We start from the raw sequence: 18929 nt of genomic DNA, 5'->3' as shown, positions 1-18929 counted from the left end.
ATAACAAACAAAAAACTAGTCTTTAAAAAAACTAGTTCAAGTTGTTTTTTCTTATTTTTTTTTCAAAACAGCCATGGTACACCGTGATAAACAAACCAAGTCATCTTCTTCATCAACTATTTTAATTTCCCACACCATTGTTGTTTTTCCACGATGGGCTGGTGTTGCATAAGCAGTTACAACCCCAGATTTCTTCCCACGGATATGATTTGCATTAATCTCTAGTCCAACACAAATTTCATTTTCTTGATCAATCAAGTAATATGCACCAATACTAGCTGCTGTTTCTGCAAGTGCAACAGAAGCTCCCCCATGCAATAAACCAAAGGGCTGATGTGTTCGATGATCAACTGGCATTGTCGCTACAACACCTTCAGCTGAAACTGATATTACCTCTATTCCTAATGATTCCATTAAGGTATTTTTTACATTATAATCCATCTAGAAATATTCCCCCATATTCCGTTAATTACGAATTTTATCTCGATCATGAAATGGATAAATAAAATATTTTCTATTTTCTTAGCACATATACAACAAATATAAAATAAATCATTAATAGAAGTAAAATGGGTAGCACTGCCATAATATCCATTATAACCCCCTAATCTTTTTTGGAATTCCTTCCAGAAAAAAAAGGATATAAAAGACATCATATACGATGAACATCATGGCAGTATTGAGAAATTGTATAAATTTTGTAAATTAATATAGTGCAGCTTAATTTACTTAATCAATAATCCCTTTTGCTTTTGCTATAAGAACCGCTTCAGTTCGACTGCTAACATCTAATTTTGTAAAGATAGATGTTAAACTATATTCAATACTTCTTTTACTAAGATGAAGATAATCTGCTATTTCCTGATTAGTCAGCCCTTTCTCTACTTCTTGTAAAATGGCTTTTTCTCTTTCATTAAATAATTGATTATTTAAATCGGCTTCTACAGTATTTGTTCGTTGTTCAAGAAGTAATCTTTTAAAGTATTGATATGGAACAACGATTTCACCATCAATAGCATGTCTTATATGATCTAGAAGCTTCTCCTTTGACTCCGTTTTGCTCACAGCTCCTAAAATACCAATTCTCAGTGCTTCCTCAAAATAATCCTCTACATCATAACCTGTATATAGAATGATCTTACAAGAAGGATTATGACTTAAGATTGCTGCAGATATCTCCATTCCATTGATTTCTCCTAAGTTCAAATCCATTAGGATCACATCAAAGGGCGTAAAGTTTACGTTTTTCATTTCTTCAACTGTATATGGTGGATTTAAACATTCCACCTGTACTCCAGCCTCAGCCTCTAGAATGGCTTTTGTTCCTTCTCGTACCGCTGGATGATCATCTACCACTAATATATGTATCATTTTTTCACCCTTTATTCATTTCTTGTTAAAAAGCGCAAGGCTTAAAGGCTTAGTTGACAAACATAAGGCTTTAAGAATAGATGGTGCTCATTACCTTTTATTCTTTTTTGAATGTGACCTAGAGCCAATAACAGATGAATTTTGACAAAGTAATCATATGCAAAATTTCTTACCTTTGTAAAAAAGAGACCTGGCATATGCCAAGTCTATATTTCTACATCTATTTTTAATCCATCGTCTATTGAAGTTTCAATATTAATTGTTCCCTTAAGCGCCTTTACTCGCTCACTAATACCTGAGAGACCCATGCTTTCAGATTGATCATACATATCTTTATACTCAAAGCCAATCCCGTTATCTTCATAATGTAAAACAATTTTATCTTTAATACAAACTAAAATAATTAATACACTAGAAGCTTTTGAATGCTTTTGTGCATTAGTTAAAAGCTCTTGAATAATTCGATAAATATTTAATTGTGTATCAATATCCAAATTCATCGTAAAATTTCCTGTATTTAAACGAATATCGAAATCTACGATATCTTGATACTGCATCACTAGTTTATTTAGAGCTTTCACTAAACCTAAATCATAAAGCAACTGCGGGCGTAATTCTTGGCAAGTTTCCCTTGTTGTTTTAATAATTTTGGTCATATTACTATTCATTTCTTGCAATTGTGTTTTCAATTTATCGGAATCCATATCAACTTCAACCAAAGCCATTTCACACTGTCTCTTTAGCGATACCAAATCCTGCAAAACTGAATCATGAAGGTCTTTCGCTAAATTCGATCTTTGTTTTTCTTCGATTGAGAATAACAATTTTGTTAACCAACCAGGATTCTGACCTTCTGTTTCAACCTTCTGCAGATGCTGGATCAGTTCATCGATCTTCAGAAAGTTCTCCAAGGATACATTTGTATAAAAGGACAATGTCTTTAGCCAAGAAATTTCATCTCTTGTTAAAATAGGTGTATTTAATATTGATAAGCACAACAGAACATAGCTTTTATCATCTGTTTCACCGATGTTAATTATAAATCCTTTATCAACCTCAATAATTTTCCCTATTTCATTCGAAACATCCTTAATTTCATTAACATACTGGCCATAATCTGAATTCTTTGCATGTGGATCAACAGCTGAAATATTTTTTTCCTTATCCACCTCAATAAAGTAAGCTTTACTAACAATCAGCACATCTGTAATTACCTGCTTAAGCTCCGAAACAACCTGCTCCAAAGTACTTGCCTTGCGAATACTTTGTGTATATTTAAATATACTATCCTGGTAATTATATTTCTCAGAAAATCTCTTCAGTCTGAAGCGATAGTCAAAGATTTCTTTGATGTAGAAAATTAAAATTAAGATTAAATATATTATTATTGAGAGTTTTATCTGATAAAAGTCAGGATTATTCTCTTTCAAATTAAGCATAGAACCTACAAGAATAAAAGTTGGGATAATTGCTAATAAGGAATAATATCTAATTCTCCCCAACATGAATTCAATATCATAAATTTTTGTAGCCAAAAATTGATAAACTAAAGAAAAAGGTATTAATAATAGAAAAGCAGCTAGAAAAGTTGGTGGAAAAATATACCTTTGGAAAATCAAATAAGGTAGAACATAAAATATTAGAAATGGAGTAAAAGCTAAAATATTTGTTACTATTAATACTTTTATTATATATGACTGTTCAGAATATTTAATTTTCTTCAATGCAGATAATTTTAAGATAAAAGTCATTATAAGCATTACGAAAAATGAGACTAGATTTATTGATTTATTAATTTGAAAACTAAAATCAATAAACTTTTGAAAAATTTCAACAAGTACATTTATAGTTACAAGTACATATCCAAATATAATATAATTTGAACTAAAAATTTTTTTCCCTAATTCAATGAAATATTGATAAAGGAAATGTAAGTAACTCACAGGAACTAGAACAAATAAAAATAGATTAATAAATCTACTAAGTTCATCGCCTCTTGATGAGCCTGTAGCACTTATATATGCCAAAGCAATAATTAATAAAAACAAGTTCAACAAGTTGGCTGATTTTAAATTAACATTTTTATTAGACCTATAAATATAATAACTACAGAATATACATAAACTAAGCACAGTGAATGGAATTATAATTATAAAAAGACTTTGTGTACTAAGTATAGCTGTATACACCTTATAGTCCTTTTCAACTCCATCTCTAATAAGAGTGAAATTATTAACCTGTTCTAAGACCTCATATTTGATAATTGGTTTGTGCTCAAATGGATCTCCCCCATTTACCTTTACAAGGACGTCTCCAACCTTAATACCTTTTTTTTCAGCCCATGATTTTGGCTCTAAGTTGGTAACTATTACTTCATTTTCCTTATTTATATTCAAGTTTACTCCAACATAAGGATATTTAATATTAATAAAAGTAATATAAATTGTTAGAATAATACTAATGAATACAATTACTTGGTAAATTCTTTTATTATTACCTCGCATTACATACACCTTTCAATATTTAGATCCAATAAGTACTAAATAACTTTCCTGAGCCAACGATTCCTTCAACTAATCCTAAAACATCCTCAATATCCACACCAAGTAAGCTAGCTTGTCCATTAACTACTTTTTCTAAAACCTCTGGATTTTCAATTAAAAAGTTTACGATTTCCTGCATACACGATCTCTCCCTATTATTTCGTTTTATTTGTAATTAAATTCGATTTAACAAAATCTTTATATTCATTTTTTATATTTAAATTATCTATCATTCTTGAAGCTCTGTTTAGAGCTATTTGCTTAACTACATTTAAGTATTGCATAACTCCAGAATCTAAAAGCTTTTGTTTATAATTTTCAATACTTCCAAACTCATCTAGTATTTCTTTTCCACTTTGATAAAAATCCAACAAATCAATGGCGTCTTCATTATATTTTCTTTGTAAATAAAGAAATGCTAATGATTGCTTTTGAATTTTGATGTCATTTTTTAATGGATTGAATAAGTCTCTAAAGTCATTATCTGTTTGTGCAGCAATACCAATTTGGTATGCGTACTCTTCAACTAATGACTCTTCTTCTCCCGCTAGTTGCATACCACATACTGATGCTAACGCAATTAACGATCCAGATTTCATTTTCATCACCTGTAGGCATTCTTCCTCAGTAGAAATCCTATTCTCCAAATCATCATGCTGTCCCTCCATAGCTTGCAAAGAGTACTTTAGCAGCGAAGCAAGAATTTGATGTTTATATGGAGAAGACAGTGCTAACACTGATTGTTGACTTAACGTATACAATGTTGTTGCAGCATTTAAGGCGATTGAATGGTCCATCTTCATCCACGGCTCTTCCATATTATCTAAATCTTCTAGATCGTCTAGTATATCAAAAGATAATATTAAGAGTTCAACTGCAGCAGCCAGTTTGAGTATTTCTGGATTCTTCCGATCATAGATTTGGTGATGTATCATTGTGAGTTTAGCAAAATTCAATTCTTTTTTATTTTGTAAGAAAGATATGAATAAGCTTTTAAGTCCATCATGTTTTATCTGAGTAGTAATTAAATTAAACATACTTTCCTTAATCCTACCGGACTCAATTTTCTCTATACCACCCACCCCTTTTGCTATATATATATTACTATATTACTAATTAGTTTAGTAGCAAAAGTATACATGATACAACTAATCTATTATATTTTCACCTAAAACACCAATATATGTCAATGTTAATTCTAAAAAAAACTTAGCTAATCGCTAAGTTCTTTATGATACATTTAAAAATCCATATTTATCGTATTTATCAATACTTTCGTTAATAGATAGAAGAGACTCTTTCGTTTCTTTTAGTTCTTTCTCGATCTGAAGTAGCAGCTTTGTCATTTCTTCAATTTTTTGCTGATCCACTATTTCACCCTCCTTAACTGTTGGTAAGCGCGAATGCATGGCCAACTTTCACATGTTAGTTCTCTATAGTTAAATACTACGCTATATCAGGTCGATTTTCACCGAAAATAATTCGTAATACTCAATGCGTGATACCGCAAGCGAAACGCAATAGTCCAAAATATATATTTTGTGTATAGGTAACCACTACATTTCAAACATCTATTATGTAATAATTGGAAAACACTAAGACTTTAAAAGGATACGAATACATGCTCAATTTTTTGAGGGCAGTTTAGGAAATAACTAAAAAAAACATTTTGTTTGTATTTCCCTAAAAAAAAGAGACTAAACATCAATTGTGTTAGTCTCTCCTCAAGAAATTAAACTGAAAAAACATTTTCTTTAAAAATACTTTGTGCTTTTACTTTTGCTAAATTAATTAACTCTGATTTTCTTTCTAAAGGTCCTTTATACTCTAAGGTGTAATCCTCAATTCCTGTTTTAGAAAACAAACATTCCATTTTCACTTCGCAATTATTTTGCAACACCGAAAATACTGCAACCATTTTATCATCTAATACAAAAAAAGTTGGTTGCCCTACCATTGAGTAAAAACCTCCTTTAGTTCAAATCGAAGTTAATACAATGAAGTGTGATTATGTTTATACCATTCTACAAAAGTTAATCATATCCTTTTTATTTTGATATCTCTTTTGTAAAAATTGTATTTTATTAAATCACTTGATCAATTACCAATTCAAATAGCTAAAAATAAAGTATTTCAAAAACATTTCATTGTCCACATTAGTTTTTATTTATTGATTATCATCAAATTTCATTAATTGTACAGCCCAATCAATGGCACTAACGTAATAACTATTAATCTCTTCTTTAGATAAGTTTATTCCATCTAGCTCCCAATCGGATTGTTCAACTTGCAATGACCATGACAGTATCTTGTTAAGGTCATTATCTTTTCCTAAAAGAGCATCCTGAATTTCTTCTGACAACGGTAGTTCATTTAACACATCCTGTAGATCTTTATGAAGTAGTGTATCTATTAAAGAAAATAATCCTGTTAACATATAAGGAGCAGTTGGTTTGATACCGATGTGATTGGCAAAATGCTCACATAATTTTGCACGTACTAACGACATTTTAATTACTTCTTCCATTGTAGAGTCGTTCACATTTTTTATATTTTTCAATGAAAGAACATATATCCATTTTTTCAATTCATTTAATCCTAGTAATACAATTGCTTGTTTAATAGATTTAATTTTATTGATAGGACGAAATGCTGGCGAGTTAATTAGCTTTAGCAACTTGTAAGATAATGAAATATCATGTTCTATATTTGAAGAAATCACATCAATATTAGGATCTGTTTTTGAAATTTCACCTAAAATATGATAATAAGTTTTTAAATACATTGGTACATCATGACTTGAAATGATGATCGGTTTACTAAAAAAGTACCCTTGAAACAACGTATAGCCAATTTTCCTGGCATAAATAAATTCTTCTCTCGTTTCTAGCTTTTCAGCGAGAAGTTCTATATTTAACGCTTTATATTTATTAACAAGAGACAGAATCTCTTGTGGAGAAGATTGCATAAAATCAACTTTAATAATATCAATATAGTTTAAAAGTGCAGGTAGTAATTTTGAAGATTCTTGTACTTTGAAGTCATCTAAAGCAATTGTATAGCCCAATTGTTTTAATTCTTTACATGTTGAAATTAGTTCTTGATTGATTTCTACATTTTCTAAAATTTCTACCACTATCGAACTTGGATTAAAAAAAGTAGGAAGTTTTGATTTTAATAAGGCATCTGTAAAGTTAATAAAACACTTTTTTCCTTCAGATAAATCTTGCATTCCTATATTTAAAAAACTATTAATAATAACTTCTGTGGTAGCTCGATCACCATCAATATTTGGAAAAACGTTTTCTTTACTGCCTCTATATAAAAGCTCATATGCTATAACTTCTTCATTGCTATTTAAAATAGGTTGTCTTGCAACAAACACTTCCATATATTTGACCCCCAAAAATACGAATCATATTTTCATCCTTCATCTATTCTACTATATTTTTCACAATAATTTACTATTATTAGAAATATATTCATTATCTAGGGTACAAAGTCCTATACACGAAATGTTGAACTTAGATCGTTTGCTTTATAAATAACTAAAAAAAGTTATTGTTAGTTTGAGCCATCCAAAAAAAGATAACCATAATGGAATACTTAATAGTGACGCCCATAACATACCTTTAAAGAAATTCTCTTCAACCATTATTTATCACACCTTTCGAATATGAACATTTCAATATTCTTGCCTTGGTGCACAAAATTAAACATATAGAAAGCGCTTCCAATAATATTTTTATGATATTAATTAATTATTCATTTCCATATATCGAAATTCCTCTTTCTTTCGTTCAGCAATTTCTTACAAGATTTTTTTATCAAGTCATCCTGCACCTACTTTGAACATAATTCATATAGTAAGTACGTATTCAATAGGTAAGGAGTTGTTGAATTTGCCTGCAATTAATGGTGATCAGTACTTAGCTAGAATGAAAGATCTAAAAGCGAATGTTTGGATTAAAGGGCAAAAAATCACAGATAATATTTGTGAACATCCTGTATATAAAGGTGCGTTAATCACAAAGGCATCATTATATGACTTACAACTTAAGCCAGATTTAATAAAAAAAATGACCTATATTTCACCCATTACAAATAATCGGGTTGGTCTTTCATTTTTACAACCTCGAACAAAGGAAGACTTAGAGGCGAGAAGACATATGATGAAAACTTGGGCATTGGAAACAGCAGGTATGATGGGAAGAACCCCGGATTACTTAAACACAGTCATCATGACTTTAACTGCATCAGCAAGTATTTTATCTGATCAAGATGAACAGTTTACTCAAAACTTAATTAATCTTTATGAAACTGCTCGTGAAAAAGATCTGTCTTTCACACATAGCTTTATTAACCCTCAAATAAATCGCTCCATTTCTTATGAAGAATCAACTACTCAACCACCTATAGCAGCAAGAATTGTAAAGAAAAACCATGATGGTGTGTTCATTAAAGGAGCAAGACTTTTAGCTACACAAGGTGGAATGACCGATGAAATCATCTTGTTTCCTTCTGGTGGCAAGATTCATGATCAAGAGCAATCATTTTGTGTTAGTATCCCAAGTAACGCAGAAGGGGTAAAATTCATATGCCGTGAATCCTATTATCTTGGAGAATCTACTTTCAACTATCCACTTTCTTCAAGATTCCATGAAATTGATACAATGATTATCTTTGACAATGTGTTTGTACCATGGGAGCGTGTATTTTTTTATCATCGTCAAGATATCGCAATGAAGCTGTTTTCTCGTAGTAGTTTCACAGCGCATACATTGCATCAAGTAGTAATACGTCAAATAACTAAATCTGAATTTATTCTAGGGCTTGCGCAATCTATGGTAAAACTGTTAAATCTCTCAGAGTACCATCATATACAAGAAAAAATCAGTGAAATGATTATTGGATTAGAATCATTGAAGGCGCTGTTAGATCGAGCTGAACTTTTAGCTAAGGAAGATGAATGGGGTACTATGGTTCCACATACCCACTCTTTATATGTAGCAGTTAATATGTTTCCAAAATTGTATCCTAGAATGATAGAAATTTTGCAATTGATTGGTGCAGGAGGCTTGGTTTCGATTCCATCTGAAGAGGATTTTCAATCTTGCTTATTTAATGATCTTGAACTTTATTATCAAGGTACAGCTTGTGATGCTGAAACAAAAACTAAGATTTTAAGATTGATATGGGATTTAACGATGAGTAGCTTTGGAACGAGGCAAACGCAGTATGAACGTTACTTCTTTGGTGATCCGGTCAGGTTAGCATCAACATTATATAAAGGCTACCCTCGTGATGAATACATTGATATAGTAAACGACTTTTTAAATATAAAGAAAGAGGATTCCATTTAGTTTAACCTCTTTCTTTTTAATGTTGGCTATGTTAAAGCTTAAGGTTGTTTTTTAGCACTTGGTTGATTGGAGGTGAATATATGAGACTCCTGCGGGAGAAGCGTGTCGAAGGGAGACCCCACAGGCGCGCAGCTTACGAGGAGGCTTCCTGACCTAGGAAAAAACGAACTGCATTTTTTCCCGGGAAAGCGAATGCCTGTAACGGAAATCAACCACGAAGTTTAACAGAGCCTTAATGTTTTATATATTTAGTGTAGCGTTCTTATCAATCACAGAAGAAACAGTTCTTTTTACTTCACATTTAAAAATCAACAAATGACACAACCTAAATGACAATTACATTTCTCCAACCCAATGTGCTATTTTGTTTGTTAGCTCTTCTGCAGCTGATTGTTGTACTCTTTTCGATAGGGTATCTGATAATCTTTCTTTTAAAACAACCCTTTCTTCTTCATAAGGTATGATAGTAGACCATTCTATCTCTGGAATAGCAATCAAACTATACTCTTGCTGTTTATTCTCATAAATATAAACATTTGTTATTAGTTCATTTTCATTATGGACATTTGCTTTTCTGATCTTCATTTTTTTCATCCTTTCATTTTCACAAATCATTTTTAGTATGTATAACATTTAAAAAAGACCGAAGAAAAAGGACACTTCTATGAAAGTCCTTTTTTCTTCCTCTTACATATTCGTCACGTCAACTTGATCAATTATGTCAGCATCATAAAAATTAGAGATGCTAAAGAAATTTTGGTTTTCAATAAAATCACCTGTATTTGCACTACCAGAACCTATTGATGACTGACTTTGACTTTTTGGCGATAAAGCAAATGAATCACCTACAGTAAATATTGCGCTTCTACCAATTGTGTTTAATTGAATTGGACCAACAAATGCCGGCATCCTTTCTCCTCCTGTTTCCGTAAGATAAAATTATTATATGGAATTAAGAAAGAGATGTTCTGCCTAGATATCTATTTTTTCTGACTTCATTTCTTCTTTATATTTTGATCTTAATTTAACAAGGCGAATAATATGTAATGTGACAGCCTTCAATACAGCATAAGTAGGGACAGCCAATATCATTCCAATAATCCCACCAAAACTACCTGCTCCAATTAACAATAAAATAATTGTTAACGGGTGTGTATTAAGTCGCTTTCCAATAATAAGTGGTGAAAGAAAATTCCCGTCAATTTGTTGAACAATCGTTACAACTAATGCTGCCAATAAAGCCTTTGTAGGTGAATCAAGCAAAGCAATCACAACAGCCGGTGCAGCACCGATAAATGGGCCAAGATATGGAATAATATTAGCCACTGCAACAACAATACCAAGAACTAATGCATAATCCAATCCGATGATTGTATATCCAATAAAACACCCTAAACCTACAGCAAGTGAGACAATTAATTGACCTTGTATATATGCTGCTAAAGTCTCATATAAATCTTGAAGAATCTTTAACCCTTCACGTCTATAAGCTGTTGGTAATACTTTTACAGCCGTTGGAGGAAGCCTATGACCATCCTTTAACATATAAAAAAGAATAAAAGGTACTGTAATAATAGTTAAGGTAATATTCGTAACAACACCAAGTACTTTTGAAAAGCTTGCTGTAATGTTTTCTGGCAAACTTGTTGCATATCCTGTTAATGTGTCTTCCATTTGTGTTAATGAAACATACTGCTGTTCCATCACCCATGTGAACCATTCCTTCTCAGACATACCAATAATAAAATCTGTAAATTCCTCTACATACCTTGGGAAATTTTTTATTAAATCGGAAATCTGTTGTGAAACAATAGGTCCTATAAACGCAACTAGCCCTGATACTACACCAATAAAAACAATATATGGAATCAATATTGCAAGTGTTCTCGGGACTTTACTTCTTTCCAATAATCTTACTAAAGGATTGAAGATAAAAAATAAAATCCCGGCAATAAGTATTGGAAAGAACAACGTTGTCACAAAAACAATTATTGGTTCAAATAAAAAAGAAACCCTTGTTCCAACATAAACGATTAATAATAGCAATAATATTTGTAATGTCCAAAAATGAGTTTTTGATTTAAACACAAAAGTTCCTCCTGAAATAATTTCTCATGTTCCTTGTTTCAATGATTTTATCTTAAAAAAGCGCAAGACCTTGATTAGTCTAGGGCAAAGGATAGTGAGGAATAGAAGATGTCACTTAAACGTCAATTTCTCATTGACTTATGACCCAGAAAAAAAGGAAGGTGTGTTTCTCCTTTTCTCCTCGAGACTAGATGCTGGAGCTAGGCACTACAACTATGTACTTCACTATAAAATAAAACTGTTTTTAATATACTTCTATGTATGTTTCCTAAAATACGTATAAACTCTATTAAAGGTTTCACATTTTTACATTCTAATACAAATGTACAATATTTAGCCTGTTTTTACCAATATGTTCTGTTACTTTTTTAATAATGCTGTTTTCGGAAACTTTGTTGCTTTTAGACATATGAAGAAAACAAGACGATATAAAGTGTAGTGGCATGAGGCTAGGACATAAATTAGTGATTAGAAAAAGGCTAAACAAAGTAAAGTTATAGCTTAGCTGAATATAATTCCGGAGCGACGTAACTAAACCTACAACTATTGTTCAGTTTCTTTTTTGTTAAAATAGTTTTGCAACAGCTTGATATCATTATCTAATCCTTCTGTCTGTCATAATTGAGAAAAATCAATTAGAAGAGCTTATAAAAAAGAAGCCAGACATTGTTTAGCTGACTTCTTTAAACGTGATATTTATTCCTCTACCTCTACTAATTGAATAGACTCGTTTTCCTGTTCAGCGATTCTACTAATCTCAACAGAACGAATAAGATGGCCTTCCATATCAATAATATGAAATTCAAAGCCTTTATAGGTTAATTTATCACCCTGCTTACTCTCAATATTTTGTGTAAGGACCCATCCTCCAAGTGTATCAATATCTTCATCATCAATATCCAAATTTAACATATTATTAATTTCATATATTAGGACTTTTCCATCAACAATAAAATGCATATCTCCACGTTTTTGGATATATGGTACTTCATCTTGGTCAAATTCATCTCGAATATCACCAACTATTTCTTCAATAATGTCTTCAACCGTTACTAACCCAGCCGTTCCACCATATTCATCCATTAAGATCGCCATATGAACTCTATCTTTTTGCATCTTTATTAAAAGATCATGAATCGGGATCGATTCTATTACTTGAATCACAGGACGAATATATTTTTGAATGGATGTATTTTTGCGTTGTTCTGCAGTTAAATAATATAAATCAGTGAAAATTTCTTTAATATTAACCATACCAAGAATATGATCTTTATCTCCGTTAACCACTGGGTATCTTGTGAACTTTTCACTTCTCATGATATCCAAGTTTTCTTGGAAAGATTTTTCTACTGAAGTTGTTACGATTTCTGTCCGAGGCACCATTATTTCTTTTGCAATACGATCGTCAAATTCAAAGATTCTATTAACATATTTAAACTCAGATTGGTTAATTTCACCACTTTTATAACTTTCAGAAAGGATAATTCTTAATTCTTCCTCTGTATGTGCCAATTCATGCTCTGATACAGGTTTCATGCCAAAAAGTCGAACAAGTAAATTCGCAGATCCATTTAAAATCCATATAAATGGATACATCACACGATAAAAGAAGATCAACGGTCTCGCAAAGATTAGCGTTATAAATTCAGCCTTCTGAATGGCAACAGTTTTAGGAGCCAGTTCACCTATCACTACATGTAAATACGTAATCAAGATAAACGCTATAGCAAGTGTTAACACATTTACTAGAGATTCATTTATGTTTAATGATTCAAAAATCGGATGCAAAAGGCTTTCTAGAGTTTGTTCTCCTAACCAACCTAGTCCTAAAGCCGTGATCGTTATTCCCAGCTGACATGCTGATAAATATCCATCAAGGTTAGAAGTTACTTTTTTAGCAGCTAATGCAGCAGTGTTTCCTTCTGCTATTAACTGATCAATTCGTGAACTCCTCAATTTAACAATCGCAAATTCCGATGCAACGAAAAATGCAGTTAGTGCAATTAAACTCGCAACAATAATCAAATTAACTATATCCAAAATTAGGGACGGCCAACAGTGTAACTCTACTACACGACTATTAAAGACACTGTTTACTGACCAATCCCTGTCACCTCCTACTAATATGGAATATCCTTCTAATGCAAAATTCGACTGTTCTTTTTCCCGGACTTTTTGAACAACCTCTTCATTCAAGTTCAAAAAGGAGGACAAAAAGAACCGAGAAGTTCAAGGAAGTGCAGCTATGAGCACCACAGCGTATGTTATTTATACGTGAGGAGCGGAGTAGCAAGCTGACGCCGAAATTCGACTGTTCTTTTTCCCGGACTTTTTGAACAACCTCTTTTTATTCTTCGTTACCTTGGAAGAAAATCATAATAAACTTAATCAACTCAAATAAAGCCATTAAAGCCCCTGCAACATATGTTAATGCAGCTGCACCTAAAACCTTATTTACACCATGTTCTTCATCGTTGCGAATAATCCCTTCTGCCACCATTAATTTTTTTGCACGTGAGCTTGCATTAAACTCAACCGGCAATGTAATTAACTGAAATGCTACCGCAAAAGAAAAAAGGATAATTCCTAGCCCAATTAAATTCAGCTGATCTAACAATAAACCTCCAATTAAGAGGAATGGAGCAATACCTGATGTTAAATTAACAATTGGAAAAAATTTATGTCTTAGCACTAAAGCGCCATATGATTGTTGATGTTGTATTGCATGGCCTACCTCATGAGCTGCAACAGAAACTGACGCAATAGAGTGTCCATAGTATACTGGCTCAGAAAGTCGAACCACTCGTGAAAGTGGATCATAATGATCTGTTAATGTTCCCCTTACTGCCTCTACTTTTACTTGGTATAATCCGTTTTGATCAAGAATGCGACGTGCCACCTCAGCACCTGTCTTTTGAGAGGATACCCCTACCTCGGACCACTTCTTAAAATTACCCTTTACCTTAAATTGAGCCCAAATTGACAGTCCAAATGCTGCGAATACTAAAAAATCCATTGGATGGAAAAACACTTTCCATTCCTCCTCTTACTATTATAATCTTTATATATTTTAATCTCTTTGTTTATTGTAATAACAAGACAATAGACTGCATGAGTGCCTTACTTTGTGGATTTATATGGTTTGAAATCTTTTTTTGTGAATCTTCGCTTAGCTGTTCAAATATCGGTTTTAATTCATTAATCTCATGTTCTAACTGTTTCATATGTGTTTCTAATAACTCAGCCAGCCTTAAACATGTTTCGTGCTTTTCATAAGATTTCTTATCTAACCTTTTTAATTCAAGACGTTCTTTGATTTCTTGTAAATTCAAATGTAACTTTTTACAAGATTCTATAAAACGGATATCATCTAATGCTTTTTCAGAATATAAACGATAATTAGAGGCAGAGGTCGTCTCCACATGTAACAAACCTAGTTGAGTATAATAATCGATTGTTCGTTTAGACACATTTGCCTTTTGAGCTAATTCCCCTATTTTAAACAACAAAACCCCATCTTATCACCTCGTAATATTGATAGGATTATTTTAAACGTTCCAAACCGTACAGTCAAACGTTACACTTTTACATTTTTCTTATAACGAATACAATATGTTTCTAAAATTAAGATATTACTATTTTTCCGCAAACTTTGTTGCTTTTAAATACCTGAAGCAATCAGCACTGTATCAAGTCTAGAGGCATCTTTTCTTCATAAAATAATCCCCTGATGGAACACTGTTTACACTATAAATTTCGGTTACTAAGCAACAATCATTCAGAAAAGAGGCTTATTAATACTATTTATGTATACAAAAAACAGGCACTAGTTGGCCTGTTTTAAAATCTTATTCTAAAGTCAATCTGGCATAACTGATACGATTTGCTGACAACGAACAAAAAATGTTGAATCTCCCACCTGTACCACAATATGGTCTGGCTTAACATCCATCACTTTGCCTCTTAAACTATCTCTAACAGTTTGAATCACTGCAAATTTCCCTATTAATGTTTGTAATGTCTGATAAACATATGGCTCAACAAACGTAATCATTTCTGGACCAGCATGCATTTGATTTGAATAATTCATGTTTTTAATCTCCCTTCTTGAATCTTTTACACTATATGAAGGGAGGTAGGTGAATGACACGATAATTTCATTTTCATTACACAGATTTTTTATACTCGCTTATTAAATGACGATCAATTTCTTTATCTAGCTGCATAACATGGTTTAAAGCTTCTTCAAGTTGAATTCTACGATAATGATGTTTGCCAAATGGCTCCTCATCCATTTCATCAGCTAAGCTTATGATTTGTTGAAGGGAAGTTTTCTGTATTGATTGATCCGGCAAGTATGAATCTGTATGGAGTAATACCGCTAAAGCAATTTCCTTTGCGTGTTGACGATCTTCTCCAAGTCTGATCAGTAATCTATGAGCACGCTCCGCACCTTTAATCGCATGTATATCATTTTTTTTGTATTCTTCAAAGTCCCATTCTCCATCTGTATACCATTCATAATGACCAATATCATGAAGAAGTGCCGCCTTTGCCGCAATATCAGGATTAACCTCATGCTTTACGGCGAGTTGTACGGCATATTGGGCAACTCTTATCGCATGGGCAACACCAGAACGATTCAAATATTTTTGTGAGATAGGATGTGTGAAAACATCCACCAATTTTACTCGTCGCATGATCATCCTCCTTTTAATGATATTCAGAATAATCTAACACAATTATTTTATCTGTTCAACTGAAATGGCAGTTTTTCTTACATGCTAATAAAGACCTTTTTTCATATATATGAAGAAAAATTAATTTTGGAACATTTTTTCGATTTTTTCATAAGATTATTCTTTAAAACAACAAAAAGAGGATAACTTATCTATAAAGGGTTTTCCCTTTTAAGTTATCCTCCCTAAGATTTAACTGGTATTTCAACAATAAAACAAGTCGTATTTTTTTGAGATTGAACAGATATCTTCCCAGAATACTTATTTACAACCTGCTTCACAATGCTTAGGCCATCGCCTCTAGGAATGCCATTTCTTTCAATTTTTGTTGAAAAGCCCACTTGAAAAATTTTTGTTAATTGATCTTCCGCAATTGTTGGACCAATATTCTCCACTTTAAATAGATAAGATGTTGGTGTTACTGTTGCCTCAACACTTATAAATCTATCTAGTTCTGGTAATGTGAAGGTTGCATCAAACGCATTATCTATTAAATTAGAAAAAATCTTTATTAAATCTATTGAATTAATTTTAGGAAATTGATGGTCATCGATTAACAAATGCATATCAACTTTATCATTTTGAGCTCTGGCCCATTTTGTTTGTAATAAAATATAAAGAGCTGGATGTTTTATTTTTAAAGGTAATTCCATCGTTTCTACTTCTTTTGAAAGAGAATTAACATACTCAAACGCTCGATCTTCTCTACCAATCTTCAAAAGTCCCTGAATAACTTGTATATGATTGATAAAATCATGACGAATGGAACGCATTGTTTGCAACATAGACTGAAATTCACCTTGGTATGTTTCTTCTGCTTCACCAACTTGCGATGTTACTTCTTTTCTATACCAGAATTGAGTAGCCATAAATATAATAAAAGAAAATAGGATAATTAAGCCACTATATATGAAAAAAGTTAAACTGTGGTTTATCACTTCATTCGTCATTTCACTTACTTTTGCTACTCCTGTTTCTACAACAAGAGATCCAATTACTTTTCCCTTTGTGCTAGTAATTGGTACACCAGACATTATGTATGTTCCATTTTCTCCATCACGTATTCTAGATGTGAATGGATCATTATCTAAAAATCCCTTAATTGGTTTTTTATAAAATTTGCAGCAATCATCTAATGTGGTCAAGTCAAGCTTAGGAAATCCATCAGCAATGAGTATAGGGTGTTCAAGAGGACCTTTTACTAGAATATAAACATATATAGCACCTGTTTGATTTTTCGCTCGATGAAGTTCTTCTTCTAATTTGAGTCGTTTGTCTCTTGAATCTTGATCATTTAAATATTCTTCATACATATTTACATTGAAATTATTTGACACAGCATAAGCTGTGGACATCGCTTGGCTTGCAATAGTTAATTCAATTGTTTTCTTGGTGCTTGTATAGGTGGTGTATAAATTGAGTGATGTCAGAACCGTAATCATTAACATTGTTACGGAGATGATGACTGCAAACTTTTTCTGTTTTAATTGTTTAATATTCAGCCACCTCAACACTCTCTTTTTTACAGAAATTCAAAATGAATATTTTACTGTGTTGTAAGCTATTTGTACTATTAGCTCACCTTTTCTCTATATAAATTTATTATTGCATCACTTGACAAAATTTGCGATCTTTTTTTTGATTTATCTATAAAAAATTAGCAATTCTTCCACTTATTATTTGATTTTATTGAAATCTATGGATTATTCACACAAATTCTTTCACATCATATATTCTTCCATTTTCTAATGTCATAGAAAGTAATTGGACGAAAACTTGAGCCACAAAGCTTGGAGATCGTAACATACCTTTTTCATGAAATTCTTTAAATTGATCTATCGCAGAAAAATCTTCTTTATCAGCTTTACGTATTGTTTGTTGCATCTCAGTATCCATAACACCAGGTGAGAACCCTATTGTCATCACTTGATTTTGTCCTTCATTCTGTTCGACTCCTATCGTATTTGTGAACATATTTAACCCTGCTTTCGTACTACAATATACGCTCCACCCACTAATTGGACGATTGGCTGCACCTGATGTAATGTTAGCAATAACTGCTTTCGTATTAAACTCTTTCGTATGCTTGATGAACATATCTGAAAGAAGCATAGGTGTAAGCAAATTAAGATGGACATTTGAGATCATATCTTCTGCTTGTGCCGTACCTACGTTTTTTATTGGGTTCACCATACCAGCATTATTTATTAAAGTGATTTTTTTAGCATTTTGATTATCTACGTGAGTTAACACCTTTTTAAATACAGCTTGGGCTTGATCTATATTTGATAAATCACATTCTTCAAAGAAAAGCTTCACTTTTTTAGATGAAGCTAACTTATGTAATGCTTGATTTTTTGTTCTTGATAGATAATAAATAATCGTTTCCTTTCCTATTAATTGCTCTACTATTGCTTCACCTAATCCTCGTGAAGCCCCTGTTATAATATAATAGTCCATTTTTCTGAGTTCTCCTTTTTCCAATTAATCCCTATCTATCTTCATTTTTAACATAGGAGCATCGCTAAAACAAGTCATATACAATGACTAAGACTTTTAAAAAAACGCTTCGTCGTCTAATCATTCACAAGAAATAGACCTCGTTTTATTATGGATCTGGAACAAAACGTAGTCATGAACAAAGATTCCGAACAGCGCATTAGCTTAGCCGAGTATATTTCAGGAGCGACGTAACTACACCTACAACCATTTTTCGGTTTCTACTTATAAAATACCATTGCCCTAACCTCTCAACTACATCCTAACTTACCGATGCTGCTTTTAATTTTTTTGATCTTGGTGTGGTGCTTCATTACCTTTCCTGA

The 18929-nt window shown here is 32.1% G+C and carries 19 protein-coding genes; 1 reads left to right on the top strand and 18 read right to left on the bottom strand.

Annotation, left to right across the window (positions count from 1 at the left end; genetic code table 11):
* Positions 1-51: 51 nt before the first annotated feature.
* The 8 genes from LC076_RS12745 to LC076_RS12710 form a co-directional block, all read right to left on the bottom strand.
* Complete coding sequence (locus LC076_RS12745; protein WP_226669478.1) at positions 52-441, bottom strand: hotdog fold thioesterase; 390 nt, start codon at positions 439-441, stop codon at positions 52-54.
* Positions 442-729: 288 nt separating this feature from the next.
* Positions 730-1371, bottom strand: coding sequence for a response regulator transcription factor (locus LC076_RS12740; RefSeq protein WP_226669477.1), 642 nt, complete (start codon positions 1369-1371; stop codon positions 730-732).
* A 206-nt stretch (positions 1372-1577) separates the two neighbouring features.
* Complete coding sequence (locus LC076_RS12735) at positions 1578-3875, bottom strand: sensor histidine kinase (RefSeq protein ID WP_226669476.1); 2298 nt, start codon at positions 3873-3875, stop codon at positions 1578-1580.
* Positions 3876-3894: 19 nt separating this feature from the next.
* Positions 3895-4053 carry a competence pheromone ComX gene (gene comX / locus LC076_RS12730; protein ID WP_226669475.1) on the bottom strand — a complete coding sequence of 53 codons (159 nt, stop codon included), beginning with the start codon at positions 4051-4053 and terminating at the stop codon, positions 3895-3897.
* A gap of 16 nt (positions 4054-4069) precedes the next feature.
* A complete protein-coding gene (locus LC076_RS12725; protein WP_226669474.1) occupies positions 4070-4951 on the bottom strand; it encodes a polyprenyl synthetase family protein in 882 nt (293 codons plus the stop codon).
* 192 nt (positions 4952-5143) lie between these two features.
* Complete coding sequence (locus LC076_RS12720) at positions 5144-5284, bottom strand: DegQ family regulator (protein ID WP_226669473.1); 141 nt, start codon at positions 5282-5284, stop codon at positions 5144-5146.
* Between the two features lie 362 nt (positions 5285-5646).
* Complete coding sequence (locus LC076_RS12715) at positions 5647-5871, bottom strand: hypothetical protein (protein WP_226669472.1); 225 nt, start codon at positions 5869-5871, stop codon at positions 5647-5649.
* Positions 5872-6081: 210 nt separating this feature from the next.
* Positions 6082-7305: an EAL and HDOD domain-containing protein gene (locus tag LC076_RS12710; RefSeq protein WP_226669471.1), complete on the bottom strand. Its 1224-nt coding sequence runs from the start codon at positions 7303-7305 to the stop codon at positions 6082-6084.
* A 511-nt stretch (positions 7306-7816) separates the two neighbouring features.
* Here LC076_RS12710 and hpaB point away from each other — a divergent pair.
* Positions 7817-9277, top strand: a complete 1461-nt coding sequence (hpaB, locus tag LC076_RS12705; protein ID WP_226669470.1) for a 4-hydroxyphenylacetate 3-monooxygenase, oxygenase component — start codon at positions 7817-7819, stop codon at positions 9275-9277.
* Between the two features lie 336 nt (positions 9278-9613).
* On the opposite strand, the gene LC076_RS12700 is transcribed toward hpaB, so the two are convergent.
* From LC076_RS12700 to LC076_RS12655, 10 genes are all read right to left on the bottom strand, one after another.
* The gene (locus LC076_RS12700) at positions 9614-9862 is read right to left on the bottom strand and encodes a YueH family protein (protein ID WP_226669469.1); all 249 of its coding nucleotides are present in this window, start codon (positions 9860-9862) and stop codon (positions 9614-9616) included.
* Between the two features lie 102 nt (positions 9863-9964).
* Positions 9965-10186 (bottom strand): spore germination protein, encoded by a 222-nt coding sequence (locus LC076_RS12695; protein WP_226669468.1) that lies wholly within the window; start codon positions 10184-10186, stop codon positions 9965-9967.
* A gap of 63 nt (positions 10187-10249) precedes the next feature.
* Complete coding sequence (locus tag LC076_RS12690) at positions 10250-11365, bottom strand: AI-2E family transporter (RefSeq protein ID WP_226669467.1); 1116 nt, start codon at positions 11363-11365, stop codon at positions 10250-10252.
* A 696-nt stretch (positions 11366-12061) separates the two neighbouring features.
* Positions 12062-13405: a hemolysin family protein gene (locus LC076_RS12685; RefSeq protein WP_226669466.1), complete on the bottom strand. Its 1344-nt coding sequence runs from the start codon at positions 13403-13405 to the stop codon at positions 12062-12064.
* 307 nt (positions 13406-13712) lie between these two features.
* Positions 13713-14381, bottom strand: a complete 669-nt coding sequence (locus LC076_RS12680; RefSeq protein WP_226669589.1) for a zinc metallopeptidase — start codon at positions 14379-14381, stop codon at positions 13713-13715.
* 67 nt (positions 14382-14448) lie between these two features.
* Positions 14449-14871 (bottom strand): MerR family transcriptional regulator, encoded by a 423-nt coding sequence (locus LC076_RS12675; RefSeq protein WP_226669465.1) that lies wholly within the window; start codon positions 14869-14871, stop codon positions 14449-14451.
* Between the two features lie 353 nt (positions 14872-15224).
* Positions 15225-15455, bottom strand: coding sequence for a YuzF family protein (locus LC076_RS12670; protein ID WP_226669464.1), 231 nt, complete (start codon positions 15453-15455; stop codon positions 15225-15227).
* Between the two features lie 76 nt (positions 15456-15531).
* Entirely contained in the window at positions 15532-16065 is a 534-nt protein-coding gene (locus tag LC076_RS12665) for an HD domain-containing protein (RefSeq protein ID WP_226669463.1), read from the bottom strand.
* A gap of 224 nt (positions 16066-16289) precedes the next feature.
* Positions 16290-17618 (bottom strand): sensor histidine kinase, encoded by a 1329-nt coding sequence (locus tag LC076_RS12660; protein ID WP_226669462.1) that lies wholly within the window; start codon positions 17616-17618, stop codon positions 16290-16292.
* Positions 17619-17811: 193 nt separating this feature from the next.
* Complete coding sequence (locus LC076_RS12655; RefSeq protein ID WP_226669461.1) at positions 17812-18564, bottom strand: (S)-benzoin forming benzil reductase; 753 nt, start codon at positions 18562-18564, stop codon at positions 17812-17814.
* Positions 18565-18929 lie beyond the last annotated feature (365 nt).

The sequence above is a fragment of the Metabacillus litoralis genome, from assembly GCF_020524045.1.
Taxonomy (GTDB): domain Bacteria; phylum Bacillota; class Bacilli; order Bacillales; family Bacillaceae; genus Metabacillus; species Metabacillus litoralis_C.
Note: the sequence above shows the minus strand (reverse complement) of the source record. Positions and strands in the feature narration are given on the sequence as shown.